The organism is Variovorax sp. GW823-FHT02B07, from assembly GCF_058797695.1.
Map to the genome: position 1 here is coordinate 106,285 of NZ_JBXAJX010000008.1, position 24,950 is coordinate 131,234.

Annotated in this window: 26 protein-coding genes; 7 read left to right on the top strand and 19 right to left on the bottom strand. The window is 68.6% G+C overall.

What is annotated here, in order from left to right; all coding sequences use genetic code 11:
- The 16 genes from kdpF to AC1RGU_RS27760 all read right to left on the bottom strand — a co-directional run bounded on the left by kdpF (window position 1) and on the right by AC1RGU_RS27760 (window position 12,393).
- Entirely contained in the window at window positions 1-99 is a 99-nt protein-coding gene (gene kdpF, locus AC1RGU_RS27685; protein ID WP_056576794.1) for a K(+)-transporting ATPase subunit F, read from the bottom strand.
- Window positions 96-236 (bottom strand): hypothetical protein, encoded by a 141-nt coding sequence (locus AC1RGU_RS27690; protein WP_167395072.1) that lies wholly within the window; start codon window positions 234-236, stop codon window positions 96-98. Before AC1RGU_RS27690 ends, kdpF begins: the two co-directional genes overlap by 4 nt.
- A 214-nt stretch (window positions 237-450) precedes the next feature.
- The gene (locus AC1RGU_RS27695) at window positions 451-1,101 is read right to left on the bottom strand and encodes a hypothetical protein (protein ID WP_492699439.1); all 651 of its coding nucleotides are present in this window, start codon (window positions 1,099-1,101) and stop codon (window positions 451-453) included.
- 187 nt (window positions 1,102-1,288) lie between these two features.
- Entirely contained in the window at window positions 1,289-1,627 is a 339-nt protein-coding gene (locus AC1RGU_RS27700) for a hypothetical protein (protein ID WP_489061167.1), read from the bottom strand.
- Window positions 1,628-1,635: 8 nt separating this feature from the next.
- Complete coding sequence (locus tag AC1RGU_RS27705) at window positions 1,636-2,631, bottom strand: DUF3829 domain-containing protein (protein ID WP_492699441.1); 996 nt, start codon at window positions 2,629-2,631, stop codon at window positions 1,636-1,638.
- Window positions 2,632-2,815: 184 nt separating this feature from the next.
- Window positions 2,816-3,931: a YeeE/YedE family protein gene (locus tag AC1RGU_RS27710; protein ID WP_492699443.1), complete on the bottom strand. Its 1,116-nt coding sequence runs from the start codon at window positions 3,929-3,931 to the stop codon at window positions 2,816-2,818.
- A 42-nt stretch (window positions 3,932-3,973) separates the two neighbouring features.
- The gene (soxB, locus tag AC1RGU_RS27715; protein ID WP_492699445.1) at window positions 3,974-5,698 is read right to left on the bottom strand and encodes a thiosulfohydrolase SoxB; all 1,725 of its coding nucleotides are present in this window, start codon (window positions 5,696-5,698) and stop codon (window positions 3,974-3,976) included.
- A 19-nt stretch (window positions 5,699-5,717) separates the two neighbouring features.
- Window positions 5,718-6,371, bottom strand: a complete 654-nt coding sequence (gene soxX / locus AC1RGU_RS27720; protein ID WP_492699447.1) for a sulfur oxidation c-type cytochrome SoxX — start codon at window positions 6,369-6,371, stop codon at window positions 5,718-5,720.
- A gap of 13 nt (window positions 6,372-6,384) precedes the next feature.
- Entirely contained in the window at window positions 6,385-7,188 is an 804-nt protein-coding gene (soxA, locus tag AC1RGU_RS27725) for a sulfur oxidation c-type cytochrome SoxA (RefSeq protein ID WP_062473848.1), read from the bottom strand.
- A 67-nt stretch (window positions 7,189-7,255) separates the two neighbouring features.
- Window positions 7,256-7,567 carry a thiosulfate oxidation carrier complex protein SoxZ gene (gene soxZ / locus AC1RGU_RS27730; RefSeq protein WP_172438442.1) on the bottom strand — a complete coding sequence of 104 codons (312 nt, stop codon included), beginning with the start codon at window positions 7,565-7,567 and terminating at the stop codon, window positions 7,256-7,258.
- 45 nt (window positions 7,568-7,612) lie between these two features.
- Window positions 7,613-8,071, bottom strand: a complete 459-nt coding sequence (soxY, locus tag AC1RGU_RS27735) for a thiosulfate oxidation carrier protein SoxY (protein ID WP_056576806.1) — start codon at window positions 8,069-8,071, stop codon at window positions 7,613-7,615.
- A gap of 19 nt (window positions 8,072-8,090) precedes the next feature.
- A complete protein-coding gene (locus AC1RGU_RS27740) occupies window positions 8,091-9,137 on the bottom strand; it encodes a c-type cytochrome (RefSeq protein WP_492699449.1) in 1,047 nt (348 codons plus the stop codon).
- Window positions 9,121-10,485 carry a sulfite dehydrogenase gene (gene soxC / locus AC1RGU_RS27745; RefSeq protein ID WP_095747119.1) on the bottom strand — a complete coding sequence of 455 codons (1,365 nt, stop codon included), beginning with the start codon at window positions 10,483-10,485 and terminating at the stop codon, window positions 9,121-9,123. Before soxC ends, AC1RGU_RS27740 begins: the two co-directional genes overlap by 17 nt.
- Window positions 10,486-10,504: 19 nt before the next feature.
- Window positions 10,505-10,822 carry a c-type cytochrome gene (locus AC1RGU_RS27750; protein WP_307581966.1) on the bottom strand — a complete coding sequence of 106 codons (318 nt, stop codon included), beginning with the start codon at window positions 10,820-10,822 and terminating at the stop codon, window positions 10,505-10,507.
- A gap of 144 nt (window positions 10,823-10,966) precedes the next feature.
- Window positions 10,967-11,437 carry a thioredoxin fold domain-containing protein gene (locus AC1RGU_RS27755; protein WP_492699451.1) on the bottom strand — a complete coding sequence of 157 codons (471 nt, stop codon included), beginning with the start codon at window positions 11,435-11,437 and terminating at the stop codon, window positions 10,967-10,969.
- Window positions 11,434-12,393 (bottom strand): MBL fold metallo-hydrolase, encoded by a 960-nt coding sequence (locus AC1RGU_RS27760; RefSeq protein WP_492699453.1) that lies wholly within the window; start codon window positions 12,391-12,393, stop codon window positions 11,434-11,436. Before AC1RGU_RS27760 ends, AC1RGU_RS27755 begins: the two co-directional genes overlap by 4 nt.
- A 111-nt stretch (window positions 12,394-12,504) precedes the next feature.
- Between AC1RGU_RS27760 and AC1RGU_RS27765 the strand changes: the two genes are divergently transcribed.
- The gene (locus AC1RGU_RS27765) at window positions 12,505-12,918 is read left to right on the top strand and encodes a DsrE family protein (RefSeq protein WP_492699455.1); all 414 of its coding nucleotides are present in this window, start codon (window positions 12,505-12,507) and stop codon (window positions 12,916-12,918) included.
- Window positions 12,919-12,958: 40 nt separating this feature from the next.
- Here the strand turns inward: AC1RGU_RS27765 and AC1RGU_RS27770 are convergent, their stop codons facing one another.
- On the bottom strand, window positions 12,959-13,285 hold the full coding sequence (locus AC1RGU_RS27770) for an ArsR/SmtB family transcription factor (RefSeq protein ID WP_062473861.1): 327 nt from the start codon (window positions 13,283-13,285) through the stop codon (window positions 12,959-12,961).
- A gap of 287 nt (window positions 13,286-13,572) precedes the next feature.
- On the opposite strand from AC1RGU_RS27770, the gene AC1RGU_RS27775 reads away from it, so the two are divergent.
- The 5 genes from AC1RGU_RS27775 to AC1RGU_RS27795 are packed head-to-tail and all read left to right on the top strand — an operon-like array spanning window position 13,573 to window position 20,566.
- Complete coding sequence (locus tag AC1RGU_RS27775; protein WP_492699457.1) at window positions 13,573-14,679, top strand: efflux RND transporter periplasmic adaptor subunit; 1,107 nt, start codon at window positions 13,573-13,575, stop codon at window positions 14,677-14,679.
- The gene (locus AC1RGU_RS27780) at window positions 14,676-17,774 is read left to right on the top strand and encodes a MexW/MexI family multidrug efflux RND transporter permease subunit (RefSeq protein WP_492699459.1); all 3,099 of its coding nucleotides are present in this window, start codon (window positions 14,676-14,678) and stop codon (window positions 17,772-17,774) included. The genes AC1RGU_RS27775 and AC1RGU_RS27780 overlap by 4 nt, the downstream gene beginning before the upstream one ends.
- A 12-nt stretch (window positions 17,775-17,786) precedes the next feature.
- Entirely contained in the window at window positions 17,787-19,229 is a 1,443-nt protein-coding gene (locus AC1RGU_RS27785; RefSeq protein ID WP_492699461.1) for an efflux transporter outer membrane subunit, read from the top strand.
- Between the two features lie 35 nt (window positions 19,230-19,264).
- On the top strand, window positions 19,265-19,930 hold the full coding sequence (locus tag AC1RGU_RS27790) for a helix-turn-helix transcriptional regulator (protein WP_492686917.1): 666 nt from the start codon (window positions 19,265-19,267) through the stop codon (window positions 19,928-19,930).
- Between the two features lie 54 nt (window positions 19,931-19,984).
- Window positions 19,985-20,566, top strand: a complete 582-nt coding sequence (locus tag AC1RGU_RS27795; RefSeq protein ID WP_487847486.1) for a superoxide dismutase — start codon at window positions 19,985-19,987, stop codon at window positions 20,564-20,566.
- 50 nt (window positions 20,567-20,616) lie between these two features.
- Here AC1RGU_RS27795 and AC1RGU_RS27800 read toward each other — a convergent pair whose 3' ends face one another.
- Together AC1RGU_RS27800 and AC1RGU_RS27805 are read right to left on the bottom strand one after the other, a co-directional pair.
- Window positions 20,617-23,202 carry a hypothetical protein gene (locus AC1RGU_RS27800; protein WP_492699463.1) on the bottom strand — a complete coding sequence of 862 codons (2,586 nt, stop codon included), beginning with the start codon at window positions 23,200-23,202 and terminating at the stop codon, window positions 20,617-20,619.
- A 105-nt stretch (window positions 23,203-23,307) separates the two neighbouring features.
- Window positions 23,308-23,685, bottom strand: a complete 378-nt coding sequence (locus tag AC1RGU_RS27805; protein WP_095747129.1) for a VOC family protein — start codon at window positions 23,683-23,685, stop codon at window positions 23,308-23,310.
- 245 nt (window positions 23,686-23,930) lie between these two features.
- On the opposite strand from AC1RGU_RS27805, the gene AC1RGU_RS27810 reads away from it, so the two are divergent.
- A complete protein-coding gene (locus tag AC1RGU_RS27810) occupies window positions 23,931-24,920 on the top strand; it encodes a Bug family tripartite tricarboxylate transporter substrate binding protein (protein ID WP_492699465.1) in 990 nt (329 codons plus the stop codon).
- Window positions 24,921-24,950 lie beyond the last annotated feature (30 nt).

Here is a 24,950-nt window from a genome sequence, read left to right on the forward strand (position 1 = left end):
TCAGAACTCCTCGGCGCAGATCAGCGCGAACACCAGGTACGCGAACAGGACCACGGCGACCAGCGCGCCGAAGCCGTACAGGACTTCGAGGCCGATCACGATGCATCCCCCGGCGTGCGCGTTGCATCAACGCCCGCGTGCGGCTTTTGCGGCCCTTCGAGCCGGTTCAGCCCGACGACCATGGCCGCCACCACGACCCACAGCGCCAGCAAGGCGCCCATCCAGACGATGTCCATTCATCACTCCTGCAAACAAGATGAAACGAGTCTCGGCAGGCGTGCGTAAAACCGGGGGAAAGAGTGAGTGGGGGGGCGTAAAGAAAGCGTAAAAACGCCGGCAACGCAGAGGGTGAGGCCCGCCTGATGCGTCGCGTCGAATGTCTCGGCGAGCTCCAGCAAGGGAGCCGGGGCCATTCAAACAGCCGAGGCTCTCGCCGATGGCGCGGCCCTGTCAGTCCACCTGCCGGGGATACCCGATCTCGGCGATGTCATTTCCGAGCGACGCCATGTCGAGGTCAGGATTGAATCGCCGGACGAGCGCGTCGCTGAGCGGTTGGTGCCGATAGATCGCCTCGACATCGCCCAGGTCGAGGTCGCGTTCGTAGTAGTCAGCCGCGAATTCGACGTACTGCTCGGGCCGGCCGGCGAGGATGCCAAGCAACTCGGCGGAGCCATCCGGATCCTCCCCCGGCGGAAGCTCGACCGGTCCGCAAGTCCAGCGTTCTTCATTGCTCAGGCGCCAGAGACAGAAGGTGCTGTCGCTGGTTGTGAACGCCGGCTCTTCCAGCAGGTTGGTGCGGAACTCCGCCGGCAGCCGTTCGAAGATTCCGGGCCATGGCGTCCCCGGCCGGAATGCCGGAGCCTCGTGCGCAAGCCCGTGGAGCGCGACGCCGGCCTGGCAGAAGATGGCAAACCAATGATCGCCCGAACCATTGCGCATCGATGCCATCGCCGCCTCATCCGACCACGCGGCGTTGAACGCGTAGTACCGGTACTCCCACTCCGGCGAGAGCATGGCGTCGAGCATTGCAAGAGACTGGGTCAGTCGCTTCAACGTCGGAATGTCTGGAAGCGCCTTCAGGTTTCTCGTCGAGAGGGTCATGCGGGGGCGAAGTTGGTTGGGGGATGAACGCGCATGCTATCTGCCGATCGGGTCGGGTGCATGTCTGCCGCCCGAACGCTACAGCGCACAGGTTCAGTTCCGCTACACCCCGGACGGAGGCCCTGTCTATGACATCTACTACCCGGTGGTCATGGACGTGGTGCCCTGATTCGGGCGAGCGACAGGCTCAGTGCGCCATCCACCGCCCGTCGTCACGCCGGCTGACGAAGTAGCCGGCACTGGCGGCGCGCGGGTCGTCGATTGATTTCTCGTTGACGATGTCCATCTCGGCGCGCGCGATCAGCCAGGTGCCGCCCTGCTTGCCGTTGGACCATTGGAAGCGGTGGAAGCGCGCGTCGGAGCCGATGTAGAAGGTGTGCTGCAGCGGCGACGCGCCGTAGTTGCGGAACGCGGTGACGGGAATCTGCTGCGTCTCGCGGGCGCTGCCACAGCCTGCCGCCGCGAGAAGCGCCGCGACCGCAAGGGCCGCGACGCTGCCGCGCGAAAGAACCCGCGCGGTGCCCATGGCGGGGGTCAGCGGCCGAAGCCGCGGTTGTACGAACCCACGGCGGAGTTGTAGTAGCTCACGATGTTCTTGTACGTCGACGGGAACTTGCTGTCCTTGAACGTGCGCCATTGGCCGATCATGTTCAGCAGGCTGCCGTGCAGCGACTCGTAGTTGTAGTTGGGCGCCTTGCCTGCTTCCCCCTTGGCCTTGGCTGCGGCCTTGGCTTCTTCCAGCGCCTTGGAGAGTTCTTCCAGCGAAGCCTGCAACTCGCTGGCCGCCGCATCGACCTTGGCGACGGCGTCCTTGTTCTTCAGGCCGTCGATCTGGTCGAGACCGTTGACGAACTTCTTGGCCATCGCCATCGAGGCCAGCGTGTGGTAGTTGAGCATGTCGCCCTCGGCCTTGAGCTTGGCCATGCGTTCGGTGCGCGACGCCTCCTGCACGCGGTCCAGCTCGCTGCCCAGTTTGTCGATGCTGGCCAGCAGGCCCTTGAAGGCGGCGTTCATGTCGGCGTCGGCCGCGCGGCCCTTGACCCACTTGTCTTCGAGAAAGCTCTTGGACCGGTAGTACGGGTCCATCGGCGTCCAGACGGCGACGAGCTTCTCGCCCGTGGCCACGACGCCGTCGACGGCCGCGTCGAGCGCCGCGTCGCCCGAGCCGTCGGCGCGTGCCTTCTTCAGGTCGTCCACGATGGACTGCACATCGGAAGGGCTGCCATAGAACGAGTTCCCGCTTGGCGACTTGCCGTTCACGTTCATCTGCACGTAGCTCTTGTACTTGGCACCCACGCTGCGGTTGTCGTCGATGAGCCGGTTGTAGCCCTGGCTGTAGGTGGTGCGGGCCGCGGCCTGCACGCGGGCCGGGTCCTTGGCGGGCTGGGTCTTGCCCGATGCGGACGGCGATGGCGAGGCCGCCGCCGGCGTCGGCTTGTTGTCTTCCTTGCAGGCCGCGAGCACGGCGCAGAAGCAAAGGCTCAAGGCAAACAGGCGCGTGCGCGCCGATCGGTTGTTGTGCGCAGTCATGGCGCTCTCCCTCGGTTGTGGTTGTTCGGTGCCGCGCCCGTCGATGAAGGCCATCGTTCGCAGCGGCAACAGGTGCGAAAAATGATAGCCAGCGCCACCGCGTCCGATCGTCGCGAACGCGCGAAAAACGCCCCGCGCACCGAACTAAATTGTGAGGATTCGCTTCAAGGCGTGCCCTGGAAAGTCAGAGCGTGCGTTCGAGCTGCCAGGCTTGGTACTTCAGGCTTACCACCGCACCGATCACGATGCCCGCGATGGCCGGCAGGCTCGCGATGCTCAGTGTCGACAACGCACTCAGGCCCTGCCCGATGGTGCAGCCCATGGCCGTGACGCCGCCGATGCCCATGAGCACGGCGCCTGTCGCGTGGTGCGCGAGATCGCCGGTGCCGGCAAAGCCCTCCCAGCGGAATTCGCGCGACCACAGCGCATGCAGCGCGGCGCCCGCCACCACGCCGGCCACCGACACGATGCCCAGCGTGAGCCGCTTGTTGGCATCGCTGTAGAACATGAGCCAGTCGAGCGCGTAGGCCACCGGCGTGACGAAGCTCAGCGCTTCGGCGCGGCCGGAGTTGGTGGCGAGGAACACGTGCTCGAGCGTGAGCGGATGCTCCTCGACCACCGCCCAGTGGCCGCTGAGCCACCACGCACCGACGACCAGCGCGCCAATCAGCATGCCGCCGACGAGGCTGCGCACATCGCGCGTCTCGCGGCCCCAGGCGGCCCACACGAGCAGCGCGCCGCCGAGCACCAGGCCGAGCGCGAGGCGCAGCGACGATGCCTTCAGTTGGAAAGACGCCGCCAGCACATCGGGCAGCGACGCATTCATCGCCAGGTCGATGTGCACCGCATCGACGGTCGCGACGCGCAGCACCGCGGTGATGCCTTTCAGCGTGGCGAAGGCCGACACGCCCATGAGCACCAGCACCACCAGCGCCTTGAGGCTGCCGCCGCCCAGGCGCACCAGCGTCTTGTTGCCGCAGCCCGAGGACAGCACCATGCCGACGCCGAACAGCAGGCCGCCGACCAGCGCGGCGAGCCAGAGGATCTGGTGCGAGGCGTAGAGCGTGCGGTCGGCATCGACGAGCCCCGCGAACACGAGCGCCGAGAAGCCGATGAGCGCGACGCCGCCGGCCGCGGCCCACTGCTTCACGCGGGTCCAGTCGCCCAGCGCCACCACGTCGCTGATCGCGCCCATGGTGCAAAAGCGCGTGGCGCGCGCGACGGCGCCGAACACCGCCGACAGCACGAAGGCCGCCACGAGCGCGAGCGTGGTGAGAAGGGAAAGCTGCGCGATGGACATGCCCCGATTCTAGGGAGCGACCCCGCGCGTGCGGGGGCCCATTCAGCCCAGGCCGGGGTTCGGCGCGATGTTCTTCAGCACGGGTTCGTCGAGCCGGCGCGTGGTCACCACCTTGCGCGACTTCAGCCACGGCTCGATGACCTCCCACACCGGCTTGTTGCCGGCGGTGCGCGCCTCTTCGCTCACGGGCGCCCAGCCCGCGACCTTGTAGCTGCGGCTGGCGTCGATGGGCTTGCCGCCCAGGCGCATGTCCTGGATGCGCTGGCCCATGGCGGCCGTCGGGTCGCAGGTGTATTGCAGCCCGCCCACGCGCACCATGTCGCCGCCCTGCTGGTAGTAGGGGTCGGGGTTGAAGAGGTTGTCGCAGACGTCTTCGAGCACGGTCTTGAGCGTCTCGCCGGTCATCTGCGTCACCGTCGCGTACGAGTACGTGGTGGCCGTCATGTCCATCAGCCACTCGCGCGTGATCGCCTGGCCGGGCAGCAGCGAGGTGCCCCAGCGGAAGCCGGGCGAGAAGGCGATGGGCGCGTCCTGCACTTCCATGAGCGCGTCGAGCAGCAGCTGGTCGCCGGTGCCGTTGAAGTTGCCGCGCCGGTACAGCGCGCCGTCGGTGTGCGCGAGGGTTTCGGACAGCTTGGCCTCGTAGGGCGCACGCACGCGGGTGATGAGCGCGTCCATCTCCTTGTCGGCCGGAATCAGGTCGGAGAACACGGGCAGCAGGCGGTAGCGGAAGTCGCTCACCTTCTTGCCCTTGACGTCGAAGTCGATCACGCCGAGGAACTTGCCGTTGGAGCCGCCGTTGACCACGATGGTCTTGCCGCCCGCGTTGCTCACGAGCGTGGGCATGGGCGTGCCGTCGTGCGTGTGGCCGCCCAGGATGGCATCGATGCCGGTGACGCGGCTGGCCATCTTCAGGTCGACGTCCATGCCGTTGTGCGACAGCACCACCACCACCTGCGCGCCCTTGCCACGCGCCTCGTTCACCACGCGCTGCAGGTTGTCGTCCTGGATGCCGAAGGTCCAGTCGGCCACCATGTAGCGCGGGTTGGCGATGGGCGTGTACGGAAAGGCCTGGCCGATGATGGCGCAGGGCACGCCGTTGATCTCGCGCATCACGTACGGCTTGAACACCGGGTCGCCGAAGTCGGCGGTCTTGACGTTCTGCGCCACGAACTCGACCTTGCCGGCAAAGTCCTTCTCGATGATCTGCTGCACCCGCGCCATGCCGTAGGTGAACTCCCAGTGGCCGGTCATCACGTCGACGCCGAGCAGCTTGCAGGCATCGACCATGTCCTGCGCATCGGTCCACAGCGAGGTGGCCGAGCCCTGCCAGGTGTCACCACCGTCGAGCAGCAGCGCGCCGGGACGGCTGGCCTTGAGCTGTTTCACCAGCGTGGCCAGGTGCGCAAAGCCGCCGACCTTGCCGTAGCGCTGCGCGGCCTTGTCGAAGTCGAGGTAGGTGAGCGCGTGCGCCATGCGCGTGCCGGGCTTCACGCCCGCGGCTTTCAGCAGGTGCTCGCCCACGAGGTGCGGCACCTTGCCGCGCATGTTCCCCACGCCAATGTTGACGCCCGGCTCGCGGAAGTACAGCGGCTTGAGCTGCGCGTGGCAGTCGGTCATGTGCAGCATCGACACGTTGCCGAAGGCCGGCACGGTGTACATGCCGTCGAGGCCGGCGGCCATGCTGCTGCCGTGGCGGCCCAGGCCCAGCCCGGCGACAGCGCCGGCACCGAGCATCTGGACGAACTCGCGCTTGGAAAGGTTCATGAAGAAAGAAGCCGGGCGTTCAGCGGTTGACGGGAGACTGGGGGTCGAGCAGCAAGCCCATCACGTCGCGGATCTGCTTCTCGTTGAGGATGCCGGAATGGCCGACGCGCGGCATGTTCGAGCAGGCGTTGTAGGCGCGCGCGTTCCACAGCTTGCCCCAGGTGTATTCGACGATGGGCTTGGACGCGGCGCTGGTCGGGTCGCTCACGCCGCGCAGCTTGCCGTAGTGGTACAGGCTCGGGCCGAGCGTGCCGAAGGAGATTTCTTCCTTCGACATCTGATGGCAGTTGTAGCAATTGCCGCCGTTGGCCGCATTCGCAGCGTCGGTCCAGGTGAGGCCGCGGCCGTTCTGCGCGATCTTCTCGCCCTCGCGCCAGTCGCCGACGAACTTGCCGTCGGAAGGCCAGCGCACGGTCTTCATGTTGGCGGCCTCGATCTCCTTGGTGCGCTGCTCGTCCAGCGGCTTGCCGCTGGCCTCGGCCTCGCTGCACGCGAGGTTGGCGGGGTCTTGCACGAGGCGGTCGACCTTGGCGATGCCCTGGTCGCGGAAGGAGCGCTGCAGCGCGTCGGCGGTGAGCTTGTCGAGCTCGGCGGCACTGTCGACGGACGCGCAACCGAACACGGTGAGCGCGCAGGCCACGGCGGCCAGGCCGAAGAAGTGATCTGATTTCATGGGCGTGGCTCCTTCAGCGCTTGATGGCGGGCGCGGTGGTCTTGCCGCCCTTGCCGTTGACGCCCATGTACACGGCCAGCGCCACGGTCACGTCGCTGGCGTAGCCCGGGTACGGAAAGCGCTGCTGGCGGAAGCAGTCGTTGAGCCGCCGCTGCATGCCCCACAGCTCGCCGGACGACACGCGGTAGGCCGGCCAGGCGCCGAAGCCTTCACCGGCGCCGGGGTTCTTCGTGAGGTTGGGCAGGTCCTGCAGGCGGATGCGCTTGCCGTCGGCGCCGTGGCAGGTGGCGCAGGCAAAGTCGTGCGGGCCGGCGCGCAGGAAGAACAGGCGCTTGCCCACTTCGTACGCACGGCGTTCGCTCGCATGCGACTGCGGCAGGTTCAGCGGCAGGCCTTTCGATTCGGCCGAGATCCACGCCACCAGCCCCTCGAGGTTCTTCTGCTCGCCCTGGCCGAACGGCGTCTTGGCGATGGCGGCGGCGTCGAAGCCCTGCAAGGTTTCCATGCAGGTGAGCAGGCGCGACTCCATGTCCTGCACGCGGCCGGTGTCGGGAAAGTAGCGCGGCAGTTCGGCGAACGCGCCCTTCACCACGCCCGGACCCTTGCCGAGGTCGCACTTCTCCATCGACGCGGCCTTGGGGCCGCGCTTCTGTTTCCAGAGGTCTTCGCCCTTGGCCTCGAACAGTTCGGCGGGGTTGCCGTCCTGCAGCAGCGCGCGGTACTCGGCGATGCCTTCGGCCGTGGTCTTCTGCGCCGCGGCGGGCAGTGCGATGCTGCCGGCCAGCACCAGCAGGCTCAGGCATGTGGTTGTCCTCATGGGGCCGCCTTTTTTTCTCGTGGGGAACACAACACGCGAGCGAACGCCCGCGTGGGCGAAGAAAGCGTCAGCTGACGGTGGCTTCGTCGGTGCGGGTGTCGCCGCGGTTGTCCTTCCAGGTCACGGCGATCTTGTCGCCGGCCTTCGCGCCCTTCAGCGTGAACTGCATGAAGGGGTTCTTCGACACCGCGGGGCCCCAGTCGGCCGTGAGCACGGTCTTGCCGTTGAGCGAGGCCGTGACCTCCTGGATGAACCAGGCGGGGATGGTCTTGCCGGCGGCGTCCTTGCGCTGGCCGGTTTCCATTTCGTGCGCCATGAGGATGCGCACGGTCGTCTTGTCGCCCGCGGCCTGGGCGCGGATGCGCATGGGATCTGCCATGGTGGTCTCCTTCTTCTCGTCGTGTTCTGTGTGTGAAGCCGTCGTTCAGCCGCCGCAGCCGCCGAGCGTGACCTTGACTTCCTTCTTGGCGAAGAGCGCCTTGCCGTCGTTCATGACCGCGATCGCGTACACGTCGGACGACTGGCCCAGCTTGGCGCGCGTGGTGAAGTTCGACTCAACGAACTCCGAGGTGTTGAAGATCGCGACCACGGCGTTCGGGTTCTTCTCGACCAGCAGCATGAGCTGCTTCACGCCGGGCAAGGCGGTGGCCACGCTGAGCGGCACCACGGCGCCGTTCTCGGCGATGTCGGGGCCGGTGATGGTGACGTCCTTGCTCTCGGTGGGCGCGCCGGTGACACCGACGGCCTTGAGCGCGTCGGCCACGCTCTTGGCGTCGAAGGCGTCTTTCGAATACGCGAGGGCGGTGGCGGGAAGCCAGCCGGCGGTGGCCGCCAGGCCTGCGAGGGCGGCGGACTGCGTGAGCATCTGTCTGCGGTTTTTCATGGGGTTGTCTCCTGTCGAATCATGGTCCGGCGCTGTCGGCGAGCCAGCGTGCGATGGCCTTGGCATCATCGTCGGCCAGGGTCTGCGGCGGCATCGGGATCGCCCCCCAGACACCGGTGCTGCCCGCCTTGATCTTCTGCAGCAGGTGGTCGGTCTGGCCGGGGTACTTCTTCGCGATGTCCGAGAAGGCGGGGCCGACGAGCTTTTGCGTCATGCCGTGGCAGGCGGTGCAGCTGTTCTTCTCGAGCAGCGCCACGGGCACTTTCGGTGCGGCAGCCGGTGCGCTGGTCTTCACTGCAGCAGCGGGTGCGGCGGTGGCGATGCCGCGCTGCGCACCCACCAGCCGGTTCTGGTCGGCGAGGTTGCCGTGGCTGCCGCGCGCATGCGCCGGCAGTTGCGCGACGGACGACGCCGCCGGCACGCAGTCGCGCATGCAGGCCACGGCCGACACGTCGGGCTTCGTCGCGCGGCCGAACTCGCTGCCGGGCCACATCGCGTGCGCGGTGGTGCCGCCGTTGCGGTTGGGCATGCGGGCCTGCACCTCGCGGATGTTCTTGTCGGACAGCGTGAAGTCGTCGGGCACGATGCCGCCGAGGTTCAGCATGTAGGCGGTGACGGCGTACACGTCGTCGGGCGTCAGCGACTTGGGCTGGTTCCACGGCATGGCGCGGTACACGTAGTCCCACACGGTCGACAGGCTCGTGACCTTCATCAGCGTGGTGCGGCCCGGGAAGGCCGGGTCTTTCAGGCGCGCGACGTGGCCGCTCTTGATGTCCTCGGCCGTGGTGCCGCCGACGATGGGGCTGAACACCTGGTTCGATTCGCCGAACACGCCGTGGCACGAGGCGCACTTGCCTTCCCACAGGTCCTGCCCGCGCGTGACCGAGCCCGAGCCGGGCGGCAGGCCCTTGAAGTCGGGACGCACGTCGATGTCCCACGCGGCCACTTCCTTGGGCGTGGCGTCGCGGCCGATGCCGGCGTAGCCTGCCGTCTTGGGCTGTGCCCATGCGGCCGCGCCGCAAGCGAAGACCAGCAACAGCAGCGCGCGCTTAGGAAAGCTGGACATTCGCCACCTCCCCGTTCGCCTGCACCTGCCACGACTGGATGGCGTTGTTGTGATAGATCGAGCGCGTGCCGCGCACCGCGCGCAGCTGCTTGTAGCTGGGCTGCACGTAGCCGGTGTCGTCCATCGCGCGGCTCTGGATGATGGCGGGCGTGCCGTCCCACACCCAGTCGATGTTGAAGCGCGTGAGGCACTTCGAGAGCACGGGCGATTCGAGCCGCGCGGTGCGCCAGTTGCGCCCGCCGTCCACGCTCACGTCCACGCGCTTCACCTTGCCGCGGCCCGACCATGCGAGGCCGGTGATGTTGTAGAAGCCCTTGTCGAGCAGCATCTGCCCGCCCGAGGGCGTGGTCACGACGCTCTTGCATTCCTGGATGCTCGTGTACTGGCGGTGCTGGCCGTCGGGCATGAGGTCGACGTAGTGCACGGTCTCGTCCTTGGCGCCGTAGGGCTGGTCGCCGAGTTCGATGCGGCGCAGGTACTTGACCCAGCTCACGCCCTGCACGCCGGGCACCACGAGCCGCAGCGGGTAGCCCTGCTCGGGCCGCAGCATCTCGCCGTTCTGGCCATAGGCCACGAGCACTTCGCCCGAGCGGATGAGGCTCATGGGAATGGTGCGCGTCATCGACGAACCGTCGGCGCCTTCGGCGAGCACGAAGCGCTCGCCCTTCAGGTCGGCACCCGCCATCTCGAGCAGCGTGATCAGCGGCACGCCGGTGAACTCGCTGCACGACAGCATGCCGTGCGTGTACTGGGCCGTGGGCACGGCGACGTTGCCCCACTCCATGCCGGTGTTGGCGCCGCACTCGATGAAGTGAAAACGCGACACCGAGGGCAGGCGCATCAGCTCGTCGAGCGTGAAGACCTTCGGCGTCTTCACCATGCCATTGACCATCAGGCGGTGCTTGGACGGATCGATGTCCCACCAGCCCTGGTGGTGCCGCTCGAAGTGCAGGCCGCTGGGCGTGACGATGCCGAACAGCGACTGCAGCGGCGCGAACGACACCGAGGCCTGCGCGGTCGGCGTGAGCCCCGGGCTCTGGCGGCGCTGCACATTGGCTTCGTACTTGGAAGGCTTGCCGTAGCCGTCGGTGACCACCGGCTGGCCGAGGCCCGTGCTGTGCGCGGGCAGGTTCAATATGGCGGGGTCGCCGTCGCCCACCGCGGTGCGCGTTTGCGCGAGCGCGGAGGACGTGGCCGCCGTGCCTGCGACGGCCGCAGCGAAGGCGTTGCGGATGAAGTCGCGCCGCCCCTTGCCGGCTTCGGCGAAGACGGCGCGCACGCCCTGCGCGTCGAGAAAGTTCTCGGGTGCCTTGCGCACCTGCCCGGTCTGCTGGATGCTGCCGCTCATCGCGTCGCGTCCGTGGGCCTTACTTGGCGCCGCCCAACACCCAGGCGGCCAGCGCCTTGGCATCGGCCTCGCTCATCGCGGGCTGCGCAGGCATGGGCACGGCGCCCCACTTGCCGGTGCTGCCCTTCTGGATGCTCGCGGTGAGCGCGGCGAGCGCGTCGGCCTGGCCGGTGTACTTCTTCGCGACGTCGAGGTAGGCGGGGCCGACCAGCTTCTTGTCGACCGCATGGCAGGCGAGGCAGGCGTTCTTCTGGGCCAGTTCCTTGTTGGCAAGGGCCGGCGTCGACAGCAGGATGGCGGTGACAGCGACGGCGAGCGACGGCAGCAGCAACTTCAATTCGGTCTCCTCGAAACGCGCCCCGAAGCGGCCGGTTTCATCGTTAAATAAGTAAATCGTTATGTATTGATTTTAGGGACGATCGTGAACAAGGGAAGGGCTTTGCTCTTGGGGGAAACCCGTTCGGTTTCGCCATGCATAACGTCAGCTTCGGACGGCGGTGCGCGCTTGCTGCAGGCGTGCTTCGAGGTAGGCGCCGTAGAAGTCCGAGTCGCCGCCGGTCAGGCGCTCGGCGACCTCGCGGCCGTTGCGGCCGAAGAAGAGCACGGTCGGCGCGACGCTGACGTGCCACGCCTTGATGAGCGCGTCGTGCGTGCGCGTGGCGCCGTCGAAGTCGCGCACGGTGCGCGCGTCGCGAAAGTCGATCTGCACCACGGGCAGGCCTGCAGCGAGTTCGGGCACGAGGTAGTGCTCGCGCGCGATCTTGCAGAAGGGGCAGCCCTGCAGGCTGGCCATGACGACCAGCGGTTGCGCGCGGGCCAGCGCCGCGGCGAGCGCGCCGGCCAGCGAGGCAGGCGCGGGCAACTGCACATCGGCCGCATGCACGGCCACTGGCGCGACGCACCACGCGGCGAGGCTCGCAACGAGCTGCCGGCGCGTGCGGTCGCCGCTCATCGCGCCTCCTGCTCTAGCAGCAGGTAGGTGTTGTAGGCGTTCATGCGGTTGGCCACCTTGAACAGCGGCCAGGCCTCGAAGCGCGACCAGTCGGTGGCGGCGTAGGCCTCGTCGAAGGGCGTCATCTCGGTGGCGGCTTTTTGCATCGCGCCGCGCAGGAAGACGAGGTAGTCGCGCGTCTGCCGCAGGTCTTGCGCCGGGTCGTCCGACGCGGGGCCGTGGCCCGGCACGATGGTGCGCGCATCGAGGGCGAGCAGCGCGTCGAGCGACGCGATCCAGTGCCGGCTGTCGGCCGAGCCCACATACGGCGTGCGGTTGCGGAACACGATGTCGCCGGTGAACAGCACCTTCTGCTGCGGCAAAAAGATGGCGAGGTCTTCGGGTGTGTGCGCGGGGCCGGCGGGCTGGATCACGAAGCGCGTGCCGCCGATGGTGAGCTCGGTGCGCCCGTCGATCCACACGTCGGCCGGCACCAGCCGCGTGCGCTCGTCGATCCACGGTGCGAGTTCCTGGCGCGAGGCCTCGAGCCGCAGCCGCGCGGTGTCGGACGTGAGGTAGCTCTTGCCTCGCGCGTGCGCCACGATCTGCGCACCCAGCGCCTTGAACACCTGCAGGCCGTAGATGTGGTCGGCGTGGTAGTGCGTGAGGATGACGTGGCTGATCGGCTTGGGCGTGAGCTTGCGGATCTCTTCCACCATGCGCTCGGCGACGGCGGGCGAACCGAGCGCGTCGATCATCACGACGCTGTCGCGCGTGACGACGAAGCCGGCGTTGGAGATGAAGTTCTGGTTGTCCTTGGAGCCCAGCGCGGGGATGCCCTGCACGTAGTAGATGTCGGGCGCCACCGGCAGCGGGCGGATCTCGGGCGCGGCGAACGCGGCACTGGCGCTCAGCCAGAGCGCAGCGCACATCAGCAGCGCCTTCGCGCGAACGGCGGTGGGCCGGCACGGGAACATCGTGGGTCGTCTCCTGCGGGCTGGGCGGCGAGGGCCGCGGGCTTGCCCGGCTGTAAATATAAGCAGAAGATGATATTTTGCGGGCAACGACAACAGCCAGAGGGTTTCCCCATGAGACACGCATTCATCGCTTTCCTGCTCGCCATGGTCGCCACGTTCGCGGGCGCGCAGGAGACCAAGGTGGTCTACCACGTCAACACCGGCGTGGAGAACAGCGCCGCCATCCTCGCGAACATCACGAACCACCTGAACGCAGACCCGAAGGCGAAGATCGTCGTAGTCACGCACGGCCCCGGCATCGACTTCCTGCTGAGCGACGCCAAGGACAGCAAAGGCCGCGAGTTCAGCGGCCCGGTGAGCGCATTGGCGGGGCGCGGCGTGGAGTTCAAGGTGTGCAACAACACGCTCACCACTCGCAACATCGACGCGGGCAAGCTGCTGATGGAAACCAAGGTGGTGCCCTCGGGCGTGGCCGAGGTGGCACGGCTGCAGGCGAAGGAAGGCTACGTCTACCTGAAGCCCTGAGGCGCGAAAGCCGGCTGACGCCGGCCTTCTTCTCTTCTTCTTATTCCTGCTCGATGGCGATCTGCACGCAGATGCTGCGGCACAGCGCCACCACGGTCTCGTTCGCGATGCTGTAGTAGATGCTCACGCCGTCGCGGCGTCGGGCGAGCACGCCCGCCTGGTAGAGCGTGTTCAGGTGCTGCGACATGTTGGGCTGCGTGGTGTCGATCTGCGCGAGCAGCTCGCTCACGTTCTTCTCGCCGTTGCACAGCAGACTCACGATCTTCAGCCGCATGGGCGCGGCCATGGCCCGGAACAGGTCGGCGGCCATGTCGAAGACCTCGTCCTCGGTGACAGCCGCGGACTTCTTACGGGGTTTGGTGGCCATGCTGAATAGGTTCATGCGCAGGTCGCAATGTACATCGGCGCCTGGCGCAGCGAGCGATGTCCCGGCGGCCGTACGGCGATTGCGCACCGCCGCCGCGTCACAAAAGCGACGCGCCGCCCGTCTTCGGGGTGCGGGGATGTCCCCGCGCAACCACCCGGAGCACCCACCATGCACGCGACGCCAAAGATAGCCCTGTCCTATCGGGGCCATTGCCACGTCTTTCTCGACAGCGTTCGGACGCGATCTAATAATCAAAGTACTTTCTTTGATAAAAAAGCAGGTTGCGTATGAACAAACAATCCAGGACCTGGCTCGGCGCCGGTCTCACGGTCGCGGTGCTGGGCGCGGCGGGCTACGGGCTCGTGGCGAAGTTCCAGCCGGCCCATGCACAGGGCGGCGCCATGCCGCCGGCCAAGGTGGCGGTGGCCCCAGCGCGGCAGACCGAGATGGCGCGCTTTCTCGGCGGCATCGGCACGCTGGAGGCCAACCGGCAGGTCGAGGTGCCGGCCGAGGTGGAGGGACGGGTCGCGAAGATCCTTTTCACGCCGGGCGCGCAGGTGCGTGCCGGCCAGCTGCTGGTGCTGCTGAACGACGCGCCCGAGCAGGGCGACCTCGAACGGCTGCGCGCCCAGCAGGCCAATGCCAGGGCCCTGCTCGAGCGCACGCGCCGCCTGCTGCCGCAGCAGGCCGCCACGCAGGAGCAGATGGAGCAGGCGCAGGCCGCCTTCGACCAGGCCAGCGGCGAGCTGCGCCGCGTGCAGGCGCTCATCGAGCAGAAGCACATCCGGGCGCCGTTCGACGGCGTGCTGGGCATCCGCAAGGTCAACCTCGGCCAGTTCGTGCGCGCCGGCGATGCGCTGGTGTCGCTCACCGATGCGCGCACGCTGTTCGCCAACCTCACGCTGCCCGAGAACGCGCTGCCGGCGCTGCGGCGCAACCAGGCGGTGGCGCTCGCGGTCGATGCCTACCCGGGCCGCGTGTTCCCCGCCAAGCTCAGCGCCATCGAGCCCATGATCGGCAGCGACACGCGCACCGTGCGGCTGCAGGCCACGGTCGACAACGCCGATGGCGCGCTCACGCCCGGCATGTACGTCAACGCCAAGGTGGCGCTGCCCGCGCGCGCCGACGCCATCGCGGTGCCTGAAACCGCCATCACCTACAGCACGCACGGCGACTCGGTGTTCGTGGTGCGCGCCGGCGACAAGGGCGACGGCTTCTCGGTGCAGCAGGTGTTCGTGAAGACCGGCGAACGACAAGACGGCCTGGTCGTCGTCGAGCAAGGCCTGAAGGCCGGCGAGCAGGTCGTCACCTCGGGCCAGCTGCGCCTGTACAACGGCGCCGCCGTGGCCCCGGCCGCGAAGGACACACTGGCCCTGCAGGACGCGAAGTCATGAAGTTCACCGACCTCTTCGTGCGCCGGCCCGTGCTGGCGTTGGTGGTGAGCACGCTCATCCTGCTGCTCGGCGCGCGTGCGCTGGGCGACCTGCCGGTGCGCCAGTACCCGCTCACCGAGAGCACCACGCTCACCATCACCACGCAGTACCCCGGCGCCTCGCCGGAGCTGATGCAGGGCTTCGTCACGCAGCCGATCGCGCAGGCGGTGGCGACCATCGAGAACGTCGACTACCTGTCGTCGTCGTCCACGCTGGGCCGCAGCGTGATCAGCGTGCGCATGAAGCTCAACGCCGACGCCAACCAGGCGCTCACGCAGGCCATGGCGCAGGTCAGCCAGGTGAAGTACCGGCTGCCGGCCGAGGCCTTCGACCCGGTGATCCTCAAGTCGTCGGGCGAGGCCACGGCGGTTGCGTACGTGGGCTTCTCGAGCAAGACCATGCCGGTGCCGCAGCTCACCGACTACCTCTCGCGCGTGGTGCAGCCGCAGTTCGCGTCGATCGAGGGCGTCTCGGGCGTCGAGGTGTCGGGCGGGCAGACGCTCGCGATGCGCGTGTGGCTGGACGCCAACCGCATGGCCGCGCGCGGCATCTCGGCCGGCGAGCTGGCCGACGCGCTGCGCCAGAACAACGTGCAGGCCGCCCCCGGGCAGGTGAAGGGCCTGTACGTGGTGTCGAACATCCGCGTGAACACCGACCTGGTGAACGTGGCCGAGTTCCGCGACATGGTCATCAAGCGCGACGGTGACGCCATCGTGCGCCTGGGCGACGTGGCCACGGTGGAACTGGGCGCGGCCAGCGCCGACAGCAGCGCGACGATGGACGGCGACAAGGCCATCTACCTCGGCCTGCAAGCGGCGCCCAACGGCAACCCGCTGGTGATCGTGAAGCGCATCCGCGACCTGCTGCCCGGCATCAAGCAGAACCTCCCGCCGGGCGTGGAGGTGCAGCTGCCTTTCGAACTCGCGCGCTTCATCGAGGCCTCGATCGACGAGGTGCAGAAGACGCTGCTCGAAGCCATCGCCATCGTGGTGCTGGTGATCTTCCTGTGCCTGGGCTCGCTGCGCGCGGTGCTCATTCCGGTGGTGACGATTCCCTTGTCGATGCTCGGTGCCGCGGCGCTGATGCTGCTGTTCGGCTTCAGCATCAACCTGCTCACGCTGCTGGCGATGGTGCTGGCCATCGGCCTGGTGGTGGACGACGCGATCGTGGTGGTGGAGAACGTGCACCGCCACATCGAGGAAGGCAAGTCGCGCGTGCAGGCCGCGCTGATCGGCGCACGCGAAGTGGCCGGCCCGGTGATCGCGATGACGCTCACGCTGGCCGCGGTGTACGCGCCCATCGGCCTCATGGGCGGGCTCACGGGCTCGCTGTTCAAGGAGTTCGCCTTCACGCTGGCCGGCGCGGTGGTGGTGTCGGGCGTGATCGCGCTCACGCTGTCGCCGGTGATGAGCTCGTTCCTGCTGCCGCAGGACGCCACGGCGGGCCGCATGGCGCGTTATGCCGAGGCCTTCTTCCACAAGCTGGCCACGGCCTACGGGCGGCTGCTCGACGTGTCGCTGCACCACCGCTGGGTCACGGGCCTGCTGGCCGCGGCGGTGCTCGTGAGCCTGCCCTTCTTGTACAACGCGGCGCAGCGCGAGCTGGCGCCGGGCGAAGACCAGGCGATGGTGATGACCGTCATCAAGTCGCCGCAGCACGCCAACATCGACTACGTCGAGAAGTTCGGCCAGAAGTGGGACGAGGTGCTGGCCAAGCTGCCCGAGAACACTGGCCGCTGGCTCATCAACGGCTCGGACGGCGTCTCCAACAGCATCGGCGGCGTGCAGCTGTCCGACTGGAACGCTCGCCAGCGCAACGCCGACCAGATCCAGGGCGACGTGCAGGGCGGCATGAACGAGGTCGAGGGCAGCAGCGTGTTCGCCTTTCAGCTGCCGTCGCTTCCCGGTTCGACCGGTGGGCTTCCGGTGCAGATGGTGATCCGCAGCGCGGGCGACCACCGCAGCGTGTTCGAGGCGATGGAAACGCTGAAGAAGGCGGCGCGCGAGAGCGGCAAGTTCGCCGTGGTCGACAGCGACCTGGAGTTCAACAACCCCGTGACCGAGGTGCGCGTGGACCGCGCCAAGGCCAACAGCATGGGCGTGACCATGAAGGCCATCGGCGACACGCTGGCGGTGCTGGTAGGCGAGAACTACGTCAACCGCTTCGGCATGGACGGGCGCTCGTACGACGTGATCCCGCAGTCGCCGCGCGATCAGCGGCTCACGGCCGAGGCGCTCGCGCGCTACTTCGTGAAGAGCGCGAGCGGCCAGCCCGTGCCGCTGGCCAACCTGGTGCAGCTGTCGACCAGCGTGGGGCCCAACAAGCTCACGCAGTTCAACCAGCTCAACGCCGCCACCTTCCAGGCGATTCCGATGCCGGGCGTGACCATGGGCGACGCCGTGGCGTTCCTGAGCGAAGAGGCCAAGAAGCTGCCGGCCGGCTTCAGCTACGACTGGCAGTCGGACGCACGCCAGTTCACGCAGGAAGGCTCGGCGCTGGTGATGGCTTTCGTGTTCGCGATCGTGGTGATCTACCTGGTGCTGGCCGCGCAGTACGAGAGCCTGCGCGACCCGCTGATCATCCTGGTCAGCGTGCCGATGTCGATCTGCGGCGCGCTGGTGCCGCTGGCGCTGGGCTTTGCCACCATCAACATCTACACGCAGATCGGGCTGGTGACGCTCATCGGGCTCATCAGCAAGCACGGCATCCTGATGGTGGAGTTCGCCAACGAGATCCAGGAGCGCCTGAACCTGGATCGCCGCGCCGCCATCGAGCAGGCCGCGCGCATCCGGCTGCGCCCGATCCTGATGACCACGGCCGCGATGGTGGTGGGCCTGGTGCCGCTCTTGTTCGCCAGCGGCGCGGGCGCCAACAGCCGCTTCAGCATCGGCCTGGTGATCGTGGTCGGCATGCTGGTGGGCACGCTGTTCACGCTGTTCGTGCTGCCCACCATGTACACGCTGCTGGCGCGCGACCACCGCACGGTGGGCCGCTCGCAGCGCGCCGCCGAACTCGAGGCGCTCGTGGCGCGCGAGCCTGCCGGCGACACCGTCTGAGACACCGGGAGCATGACCATGACGACAAGAAGACCCTTCTCCTACGCCGCACCGTTCGCCCTCAGCCTGCTGGTGCTGGCCGGTTGCGCGGTGGGGCCGAAGTACGCCGCGCCGAACGATGCGCCGGTGGCCATCGCCGCCCCCGAGCGCGCGCTGTTCGCGCCCGACGCGGTGCAGCGCGACTGGTGGCGCCAGCTCGACGACCCGCAGCTCGACGCGCTCATCGAGCGTGCGCTGGCCGGCAACCACGACATCCGCATCGCCCACGCGCGGCTCTTGGAAGCGCGTGCGATGCAGACCGAGGCCGAGCTCGACCGCCTGCCCGTGGTGACGCTGGGCGCCAGCAAGACGCGCAGCATCGCGCAGGGCAACGGCGTGCCGGCCGATGCGCGCACGCTGGCCCAGAGCAGCCGCGCCGGCTTCGATGCCGGCTGGGAGATCGACCTCTTCGGCCGACTGCAGCGCCTGGACGAAGCCGCCACCGCGCGCGCCCAGGCCAGCGCGGCCGACCTCGCGCAGGTGCGCATCGTGGCCGTGGCCGAACTGGCGCGCAACTACTACGAGATGCGTGGCGCCGAGCAGCGCCTGGCCGTGACGCAGCGCACCCTCGAGAGCCTGCGCCAGAGCCTGCGCGTGACCGAGGCGCAGGTGCGCACCGGGCGCGGCCTCGAAGGCGACCTGGCAAGCGCGCAGGCCAACCTGGCCAGCACCGAGAGCCAGCTGCCCGCGCTCGAGACCACGCGCCGCCAGGCCGCGCACCGCGTCGCCGTGCTGGCGGGCCTGCGCCCGGCCGAGCTGACGCCGATGCTGCAGCCGCACCCGCTGCGCGTGCTCGACAAGCGCCTGCCCATCGGCGACCTGGGCGAGCTGCTGCGCCGCCGGCCCGACGTGCTGCGCGCCGAGCGCGGCCTGGCCGCCAGCACCGCCGACGTGGGCGCGGCCACGGCCGAGCTGTACCCGCGCGTCGACATCGGCGGCTTCCTGGGCTTCATCGCGCTGCGCGGTGCCGACCTGGGCAGTTCGTCGAGCCGCGCCTTCAGCGTCACGCCCGGCGTGAGCTGGCCTGCGCTGCGGCTGGGCTCGGTCAAGGCCCGCCTGCGCGGCGCCGAGGCGCGTGCCGAGGGCGAGCGCGCCGTCTACGAACAGACCGTGCTGCGCGCCATCGAGGACGTCGAAAGCGCCCTCACCGGCTACGGCCAGAACCAGCTGCGCCTGCAGCGGCTGCTCGAGGCCTCGACCCGCAGCGGCCGCGCCGCCGAGCTGGCCGAAGTGCGCTACCGCGAAGGCGCCGCGCCCTACCTGAGCGTGCTCGACGCGCAGCGCACCCTGCTGCGCGCGCAGGATGCCGTGGCCGAGGCTGAAACGGCCTCGTTCACCAGCCTCGTGGCGCTTTACAAGGCGCTCGGCGGGGGGTGGCAAGCGCCCACGGATGCGAGGGGAGGCCCAACCACCTGACAATGACGCTGTTTTCCCCCACGACCGAAGCCGCCATGTCCGCCCCCGATGCCACCAAGCCCACCTGGATGCCGCACCAGCCGGCAGACCGCATCCTCTCCACGCTGAAGACCCGCGGCGCGCTCGGCATCCCCGACATCGCCAAGGTGCTCCACGTGACGGTCGAGGCGGTGCGCCAGCAGATGTCCAAGCTCGAGACCGAAGGGCTGGTGGACGCCGAGAGCCGCTCCAGCGGCCGCGGCCGCCCGACCCAGATCTGGCGGCTCACCGGCGAAGGGCACAAGCGCTTTCCCGACACGCACGCCGAGATGACGGTGCAGATGATCAGCGCCGTGATCAGCGTGTTCGGCGAAAAGGGCATGGACCAGCTCATCGGCGCGCGCGAAGCCACCATGCGCGCCACCTACACCGAGGCCATGCGCGGCGCGCGCAACCTCGAGACGCGGCTCGAACGGCTGGCGGACATCCGCAGCCGCGAGGGCTACATGGCCGAGTACCGAGCCGAGGGCGACGGCTTTCTCTTCATCGAGAACCACTGCCCCATCTGCACCGCGGCGCAGGCCTGCACCGGCTTTTGCCGCAGCGAGCTGCAGCTCTTCGACGAGGTGCTGGGACCCGAGGCCGACGTGAGCCGTGTCGAGCACGTGCTCGCGGGCGCGCGGCGCTGCGCCTACCGCATCGTGCCCAAGGCCCGCGCCTGAAACGCCGACGCATCTTTTTGTTTTTATCCACCAACTAGAAAGAAAGACTCCACCATGGAACACACCCTTCCCCCGCTGCCGTACGCCATCGACGCGCTGGCCCCCGAGTACTCGCAGGAGACGCTCGAGTTCCACCACGGCAAGCACCACAACGCCTACGTGGTGAACCTGAACAACCTGCAAAAGGGCACCGAGTTCGAAGCGATGACGCTCGAAGAGATCGTCAAGAAGTCCAGCGGCGGCATCTACAACAACGCCGCGCAGATCTGGAACCACACCTTCTTCTGGAACTGCATGAAGCCGCAAGGCGGCGGCGCACCCACCGGCGCGCTGGCCAAGGCCATCGATGCCAAGTGGGGCAGCTACGACGCCTTCAAGGAAGCCTTCGTGAAGTCGGCCGTGGGCAACTTCGGCTCGGGCTGGACCTGGCTGGTGAAGAAGGCCGACGGTTCGGTGGACATCGTGAACACCGGCGCCGCCGGCACGCCGCTGACCACCGCCGACACCGCGCTGCTGACCGTGGACGTGTGGGAACACGCGTACTACATCGACTACCGCAACCTGCGCCCGAAGTTCGTCGAGACCTTCCTGGCCAAGCTGGCCAACTGGGACTTCGCAGCGAAGAACTTCGGCTGAAGCCCGCGCTGTCGGCATGAAGAAAAAGCCGGCCTGCGGGCCGGCTTTTTTCATGGGCGCGCCGTCACCATCCAGTCGATCCAGCGCGCCACGTGCGCCTGGTCGAGGTCGAAGTAGTGGGTGTGGGCTCCCAGGCCGAGGCAGGCCTCGTGCTCGGCCGCAACGCACCAGGCCGGCGGCGTCGTCACCTGCTCGTAGGGCTTGTCGTCCTCGCCCCAGAGCCAGCGGCCCACGTAGTCGCCCGCCGTGTAGAGGTTGACCCAGCGGGCCACGCCGACCTGGGCCGCGCTCGGCCCGCCGCCGTTCGCGTCTTCCGCCGTGACCCAGCCGTAGAGGTGCGGAAAACGCGCCGCATACAACTGGCGCAGCGGGCAGCCGGCGGTGAGCAGCAGCAGGCGGCTCTTGTTGAGCGCTGCCCAGAGGTCGGTCACCCGCGCATCGACCTGCTGCGCCGCGCGGAACTGCAGGTAGCGCAGCAGCTCGGTCGAGATCACCGTGCCCTGGCTGTGGGCCACGATCACGATGCGGTCGTAGCCCTGCGCCGCCACGTGCTCCAGCAGCGACACGTAGCGCGAGAAGATGCGCGCGCGCGGGATGGCGCGGCGCGGAAACTCGCGGAAGTGGCCGTCGACGTCCAGCGCCACGTCGAGCGGCATGCGCAGGCCCGGCACGGTGCGCGTGAGAAAACCGCCGAGCAGCGAGACGGCGGCGGCCAGCGTGGCGGCGGTGAAGATCAGCGGCTTGAGCCCGCTTTGCGACAGCGCCGACACCCAGATCACCGCATCGTCGATCCACCCGCCGACCGAGACATTGCACTGCTTGAGCACCAGCAACAGGGCCACCGCGAAGGCGACCACCACGCTGGCGCTGGTCAGCACGGCGACGAAACGGTCCAGCCGCCGGTAGCCCGCGCCGAGCCAGCGGCCCAGGCCCTGCGAGGTGCCGAAGGCCACCTTGAGCTCGGCGAACAGGCTGGGCACCAGCACCGCCACCAGGTAGGCCAGCAGCGACAGCGTGAGGCCGGCCGTCAAGGCGAAGGCCTGCGTGCTCCGTTCATAGCGGTCGTGCAGAAAGTTCGCACCGTCGCCCCAGCACATGTCCTTGGAAAACCAGAACGGCGCATAAGAAACGCCCCGTGCACCCAACTCCACCAGATTGGTCAGCACGGCCCAGGCCACCATCGTCAGTGCCACGAACGCCGCCAGCGACACGAACAGCCCCAGCCGCCCCGTGGCGATGCTGGCGCGCGCGGCGGCGTCGCGGTCGGGCACCGTCTCCCCGGCGAGCAGCCAGGCGATGAGCAGCACGCCGGCCACGCCCCACCAGGCCACGACGCCCAGCAGCAGGTACTCGACCACCCGCATGCCGGCGCGCACCCAGTGGCGCAGGTCGTCCGTGGCGCCCGCGGCCGAGGCGTTGATCGCCACGTGCACCAGCAGCGCCGCCGCGGTCAGCGCCATCAGCCCCAGCCCCCAGGTGCGCGCCGCCGGAAAGCGGTCGCGCGCGATGCGCAGGGCGCGGTCGGCCAACGCGGCGAGCAGCGCCAGCCAGGCCACGCCGACCACCCAGTGCGCGGGCACCAGCGCCCACAGGAACCAACCCGCCAGCAGCGCGTACAGGCCCACCACGATCCGCGAGGAGGCCTGGCTGCGCGCCTGGTAGCAGTACCACCAGATCGCCAGCACCGGCACGATCACCGCCAGCACCCGGCGCAGCAGTTCGGTGAGCGACAACGCATGGGGCGCGGGCTCGACCCGCGCCAGTCCGCCAAGCCCCGCGATCACCAGCCCGACCAGCAGCAGCTGCAGGAAGAGGTTCGCCAGCAGGTTGGCAAAGGCCCAGTCGAGCGCGGTCTGCAGCGAGGCCAGGCAGGCCCAGCGCCGCGCGCCCGGCGGCCGGGGCTTCCTGTTCACGCCGGCCGCCTCGGCGGCGCGGTCCACCGCGTCGCGGCCCAGCTGCGAGAGGCGGAACACGATGGTGAACAGCTCGGCGACGATGCGCGCCACCGAACCCGGCAGGCGCGACAGGTCGGCCCAGTACATCTCGTGCACATCGATGCGCTGCTGCACCGGCTGCCCGTGGGCATCGGTGGCGTCGCGCGTCATGCGCACGCGCGTGGCCTCGTAGGCCTCGTGGTCGGGCTCGGCGCGCTGCGACTTGAACAGCAGATAGTCGCTGAAGGCGATGTCGGGGTTGCTCCGCTTCAGCTCGCGCGGCGTGAGCGGCCCGCGCCCCTTGGCGGCGCGCACCACGCCCGCGTCGTCGGCCTCGGCGGTCGAGATCCAGTCGTCGGCGCTGAAGTCGGACGTCTTCGACTGCCGCATCGCCTTGCGCACGGGCGGCACGTAGGCCTTCTGCGCGGCGGCGCCTTCCGTGGCGGCCTTCTCGTTCTTGTCTTGATGCCCCGTGCGCTGCTGCACCATCGAGGTCAGCGGCGGCACCGGCAGGAGGTGGCTGTCGCAATCGGCCTGGCGGTAGGTGGCGTCGGGGCCGGGGTGGTTGAGCATCAGCGAGGCGATGGCGCGGGCCGTGTCGCCGGCCTTCTGGTCGGCCACGCCGTGGATGGCGATGACCGCGACGCGCTCGGGGCGTGCGGGTGGTTCAGGCGTTGACTGCTCGGGCGACGGTGCGCTCATGTGGAAACTCCTCCATGCCAGGCCGGCGCATGGCAGGAGGGATTGTCCGCAGCGCGTCGCCCTTGGCTTCCCCCAAACGGGGGATGCCGGATGGACAGGGGCCCCTCAGACGTTGATGAGGTTCAGGATGTTCCCGTCGGGGTCCTTGAACCACGCGACCTTCATCTCGCCCATGACGTGGATGTCGCCCGCGAGCGTGGTGTCGGGCATGTCGTAGTGCTCGAAGCGCACGCCCTTGGCCTTGAGCGCGGCCACGAGGCGCTCGATGTCGCCGTCGACCGACCAGGTCACGGCCGTGGCCTGGTTGGTGCCCGCGAAGGCCGAGCGGTAGACGTTGAGCCGCGTGTTGCCGCTGCGGTAGACGACGACCTCGTCGCCTTCGGCATCGACCTGCGCCAGGCCGAGCGTGTCTTCGTAGAAGCGTCGGGCCACGGCGAGGTCTTTCACCGCCAGGTTGGCCACTGCGTTGATGTGTCCGAGCATAGGTGCCTCCTGCAAAGAGGAATGGCGCCCGGAAGCCGCCAAGCGCCGGGCGAGCCAAAAATACTCAACCATTTGGTGGAGTATTCGACGCGCGATGGGCGGTGTCAAGGCGTCCGAAAGTACGCACCGCCCCGTGTTCTGCCCCCGCCAGCCGAGACGAGGGCCATCGCGAACCGCGAAAACCCCGCGCCGGCACTTCCGGCAGACTGCATCCCCCCTGCCCCCAGAACGAGACAATGCACCCCATGACCCGATCGACACTCATCCGTCCGCTGGCGTTCGCGCTGGCTTTTGCCGCCGTGGCGGCCACCGCCCCGGCCCACGCCCAGACCGCCGCCTACCCCGCCAAGCCCATCCGCATGGTCGTGCCCTTCCCGCCCGGCGGCGGCACCGACATCCTGGCGCGCCTGGTCGCGCAGAAGCTCACCGAGGCCAACCACTGGACCGTGGTGCCCGACAACCGCGCGGGCGCCGGCGGCACCATCGGCATCGCCGAGGCCGCGCGCGCCACGCCCACGGGCTACGACATCGTGATGGGCCAGAAGGACAACATGGTCGTCGCGCCCTGGCTCTACAAGAGCCTGAGCTACAGCCCGGTGAAGGACCTCACGGCCGTGGCCCACGTGGCCTACACGCCCGTGGTGATCGTCACGCAGGCCAACTCCAAGTTCAAGACGCTGGACGACGTGGTGAAGGCCGCGCGCGCCGCGCCCGACACCGTCACCTACGGCTCGCCGGGCAATGGCACCACCATCCACCTGGCCGGCGAGATCTTCAACGGCGCCGCCAAGATCAAGATGCGCCACGTGCCCTACAAGGGCTCCAACGCGGCCATGATGGACGTGCTCGCGGGCAACGTCGACCTGATGGTGTCGTCGGTGCCCTCGGCCATGGCGCAGATCAAGGCCGGCAAGCTGCGCCCGCTGGCCGTCACCTCCGCCAAGCGCAGCACCTCGCTGCCCGACACGCCCACCGTGGCCGAGCTGGGCTACAAGGACTTCGACGTGAGCACCTGGTACGGCGTGTTCGTGCCGGCCGGCACGCCCAAGGACGTGGTCGCCACGCTGAACGCGGCGATCAACAAGCTGCTGGCCACGCCCGAGATGAAGGCGGCCATCATTGCCCAGGGCGCCGAGCCGCAGAGCATGACGCCGGAGCAGTTCGCCGCGCTGCTGAAGACCGACTACGAGAAGTGGAAGGGGATCGTGCAGGCCTCGGGGGCGACGATCGAGTAAGGACAGCGATGCTGTCTTGCCCCTTCCCCT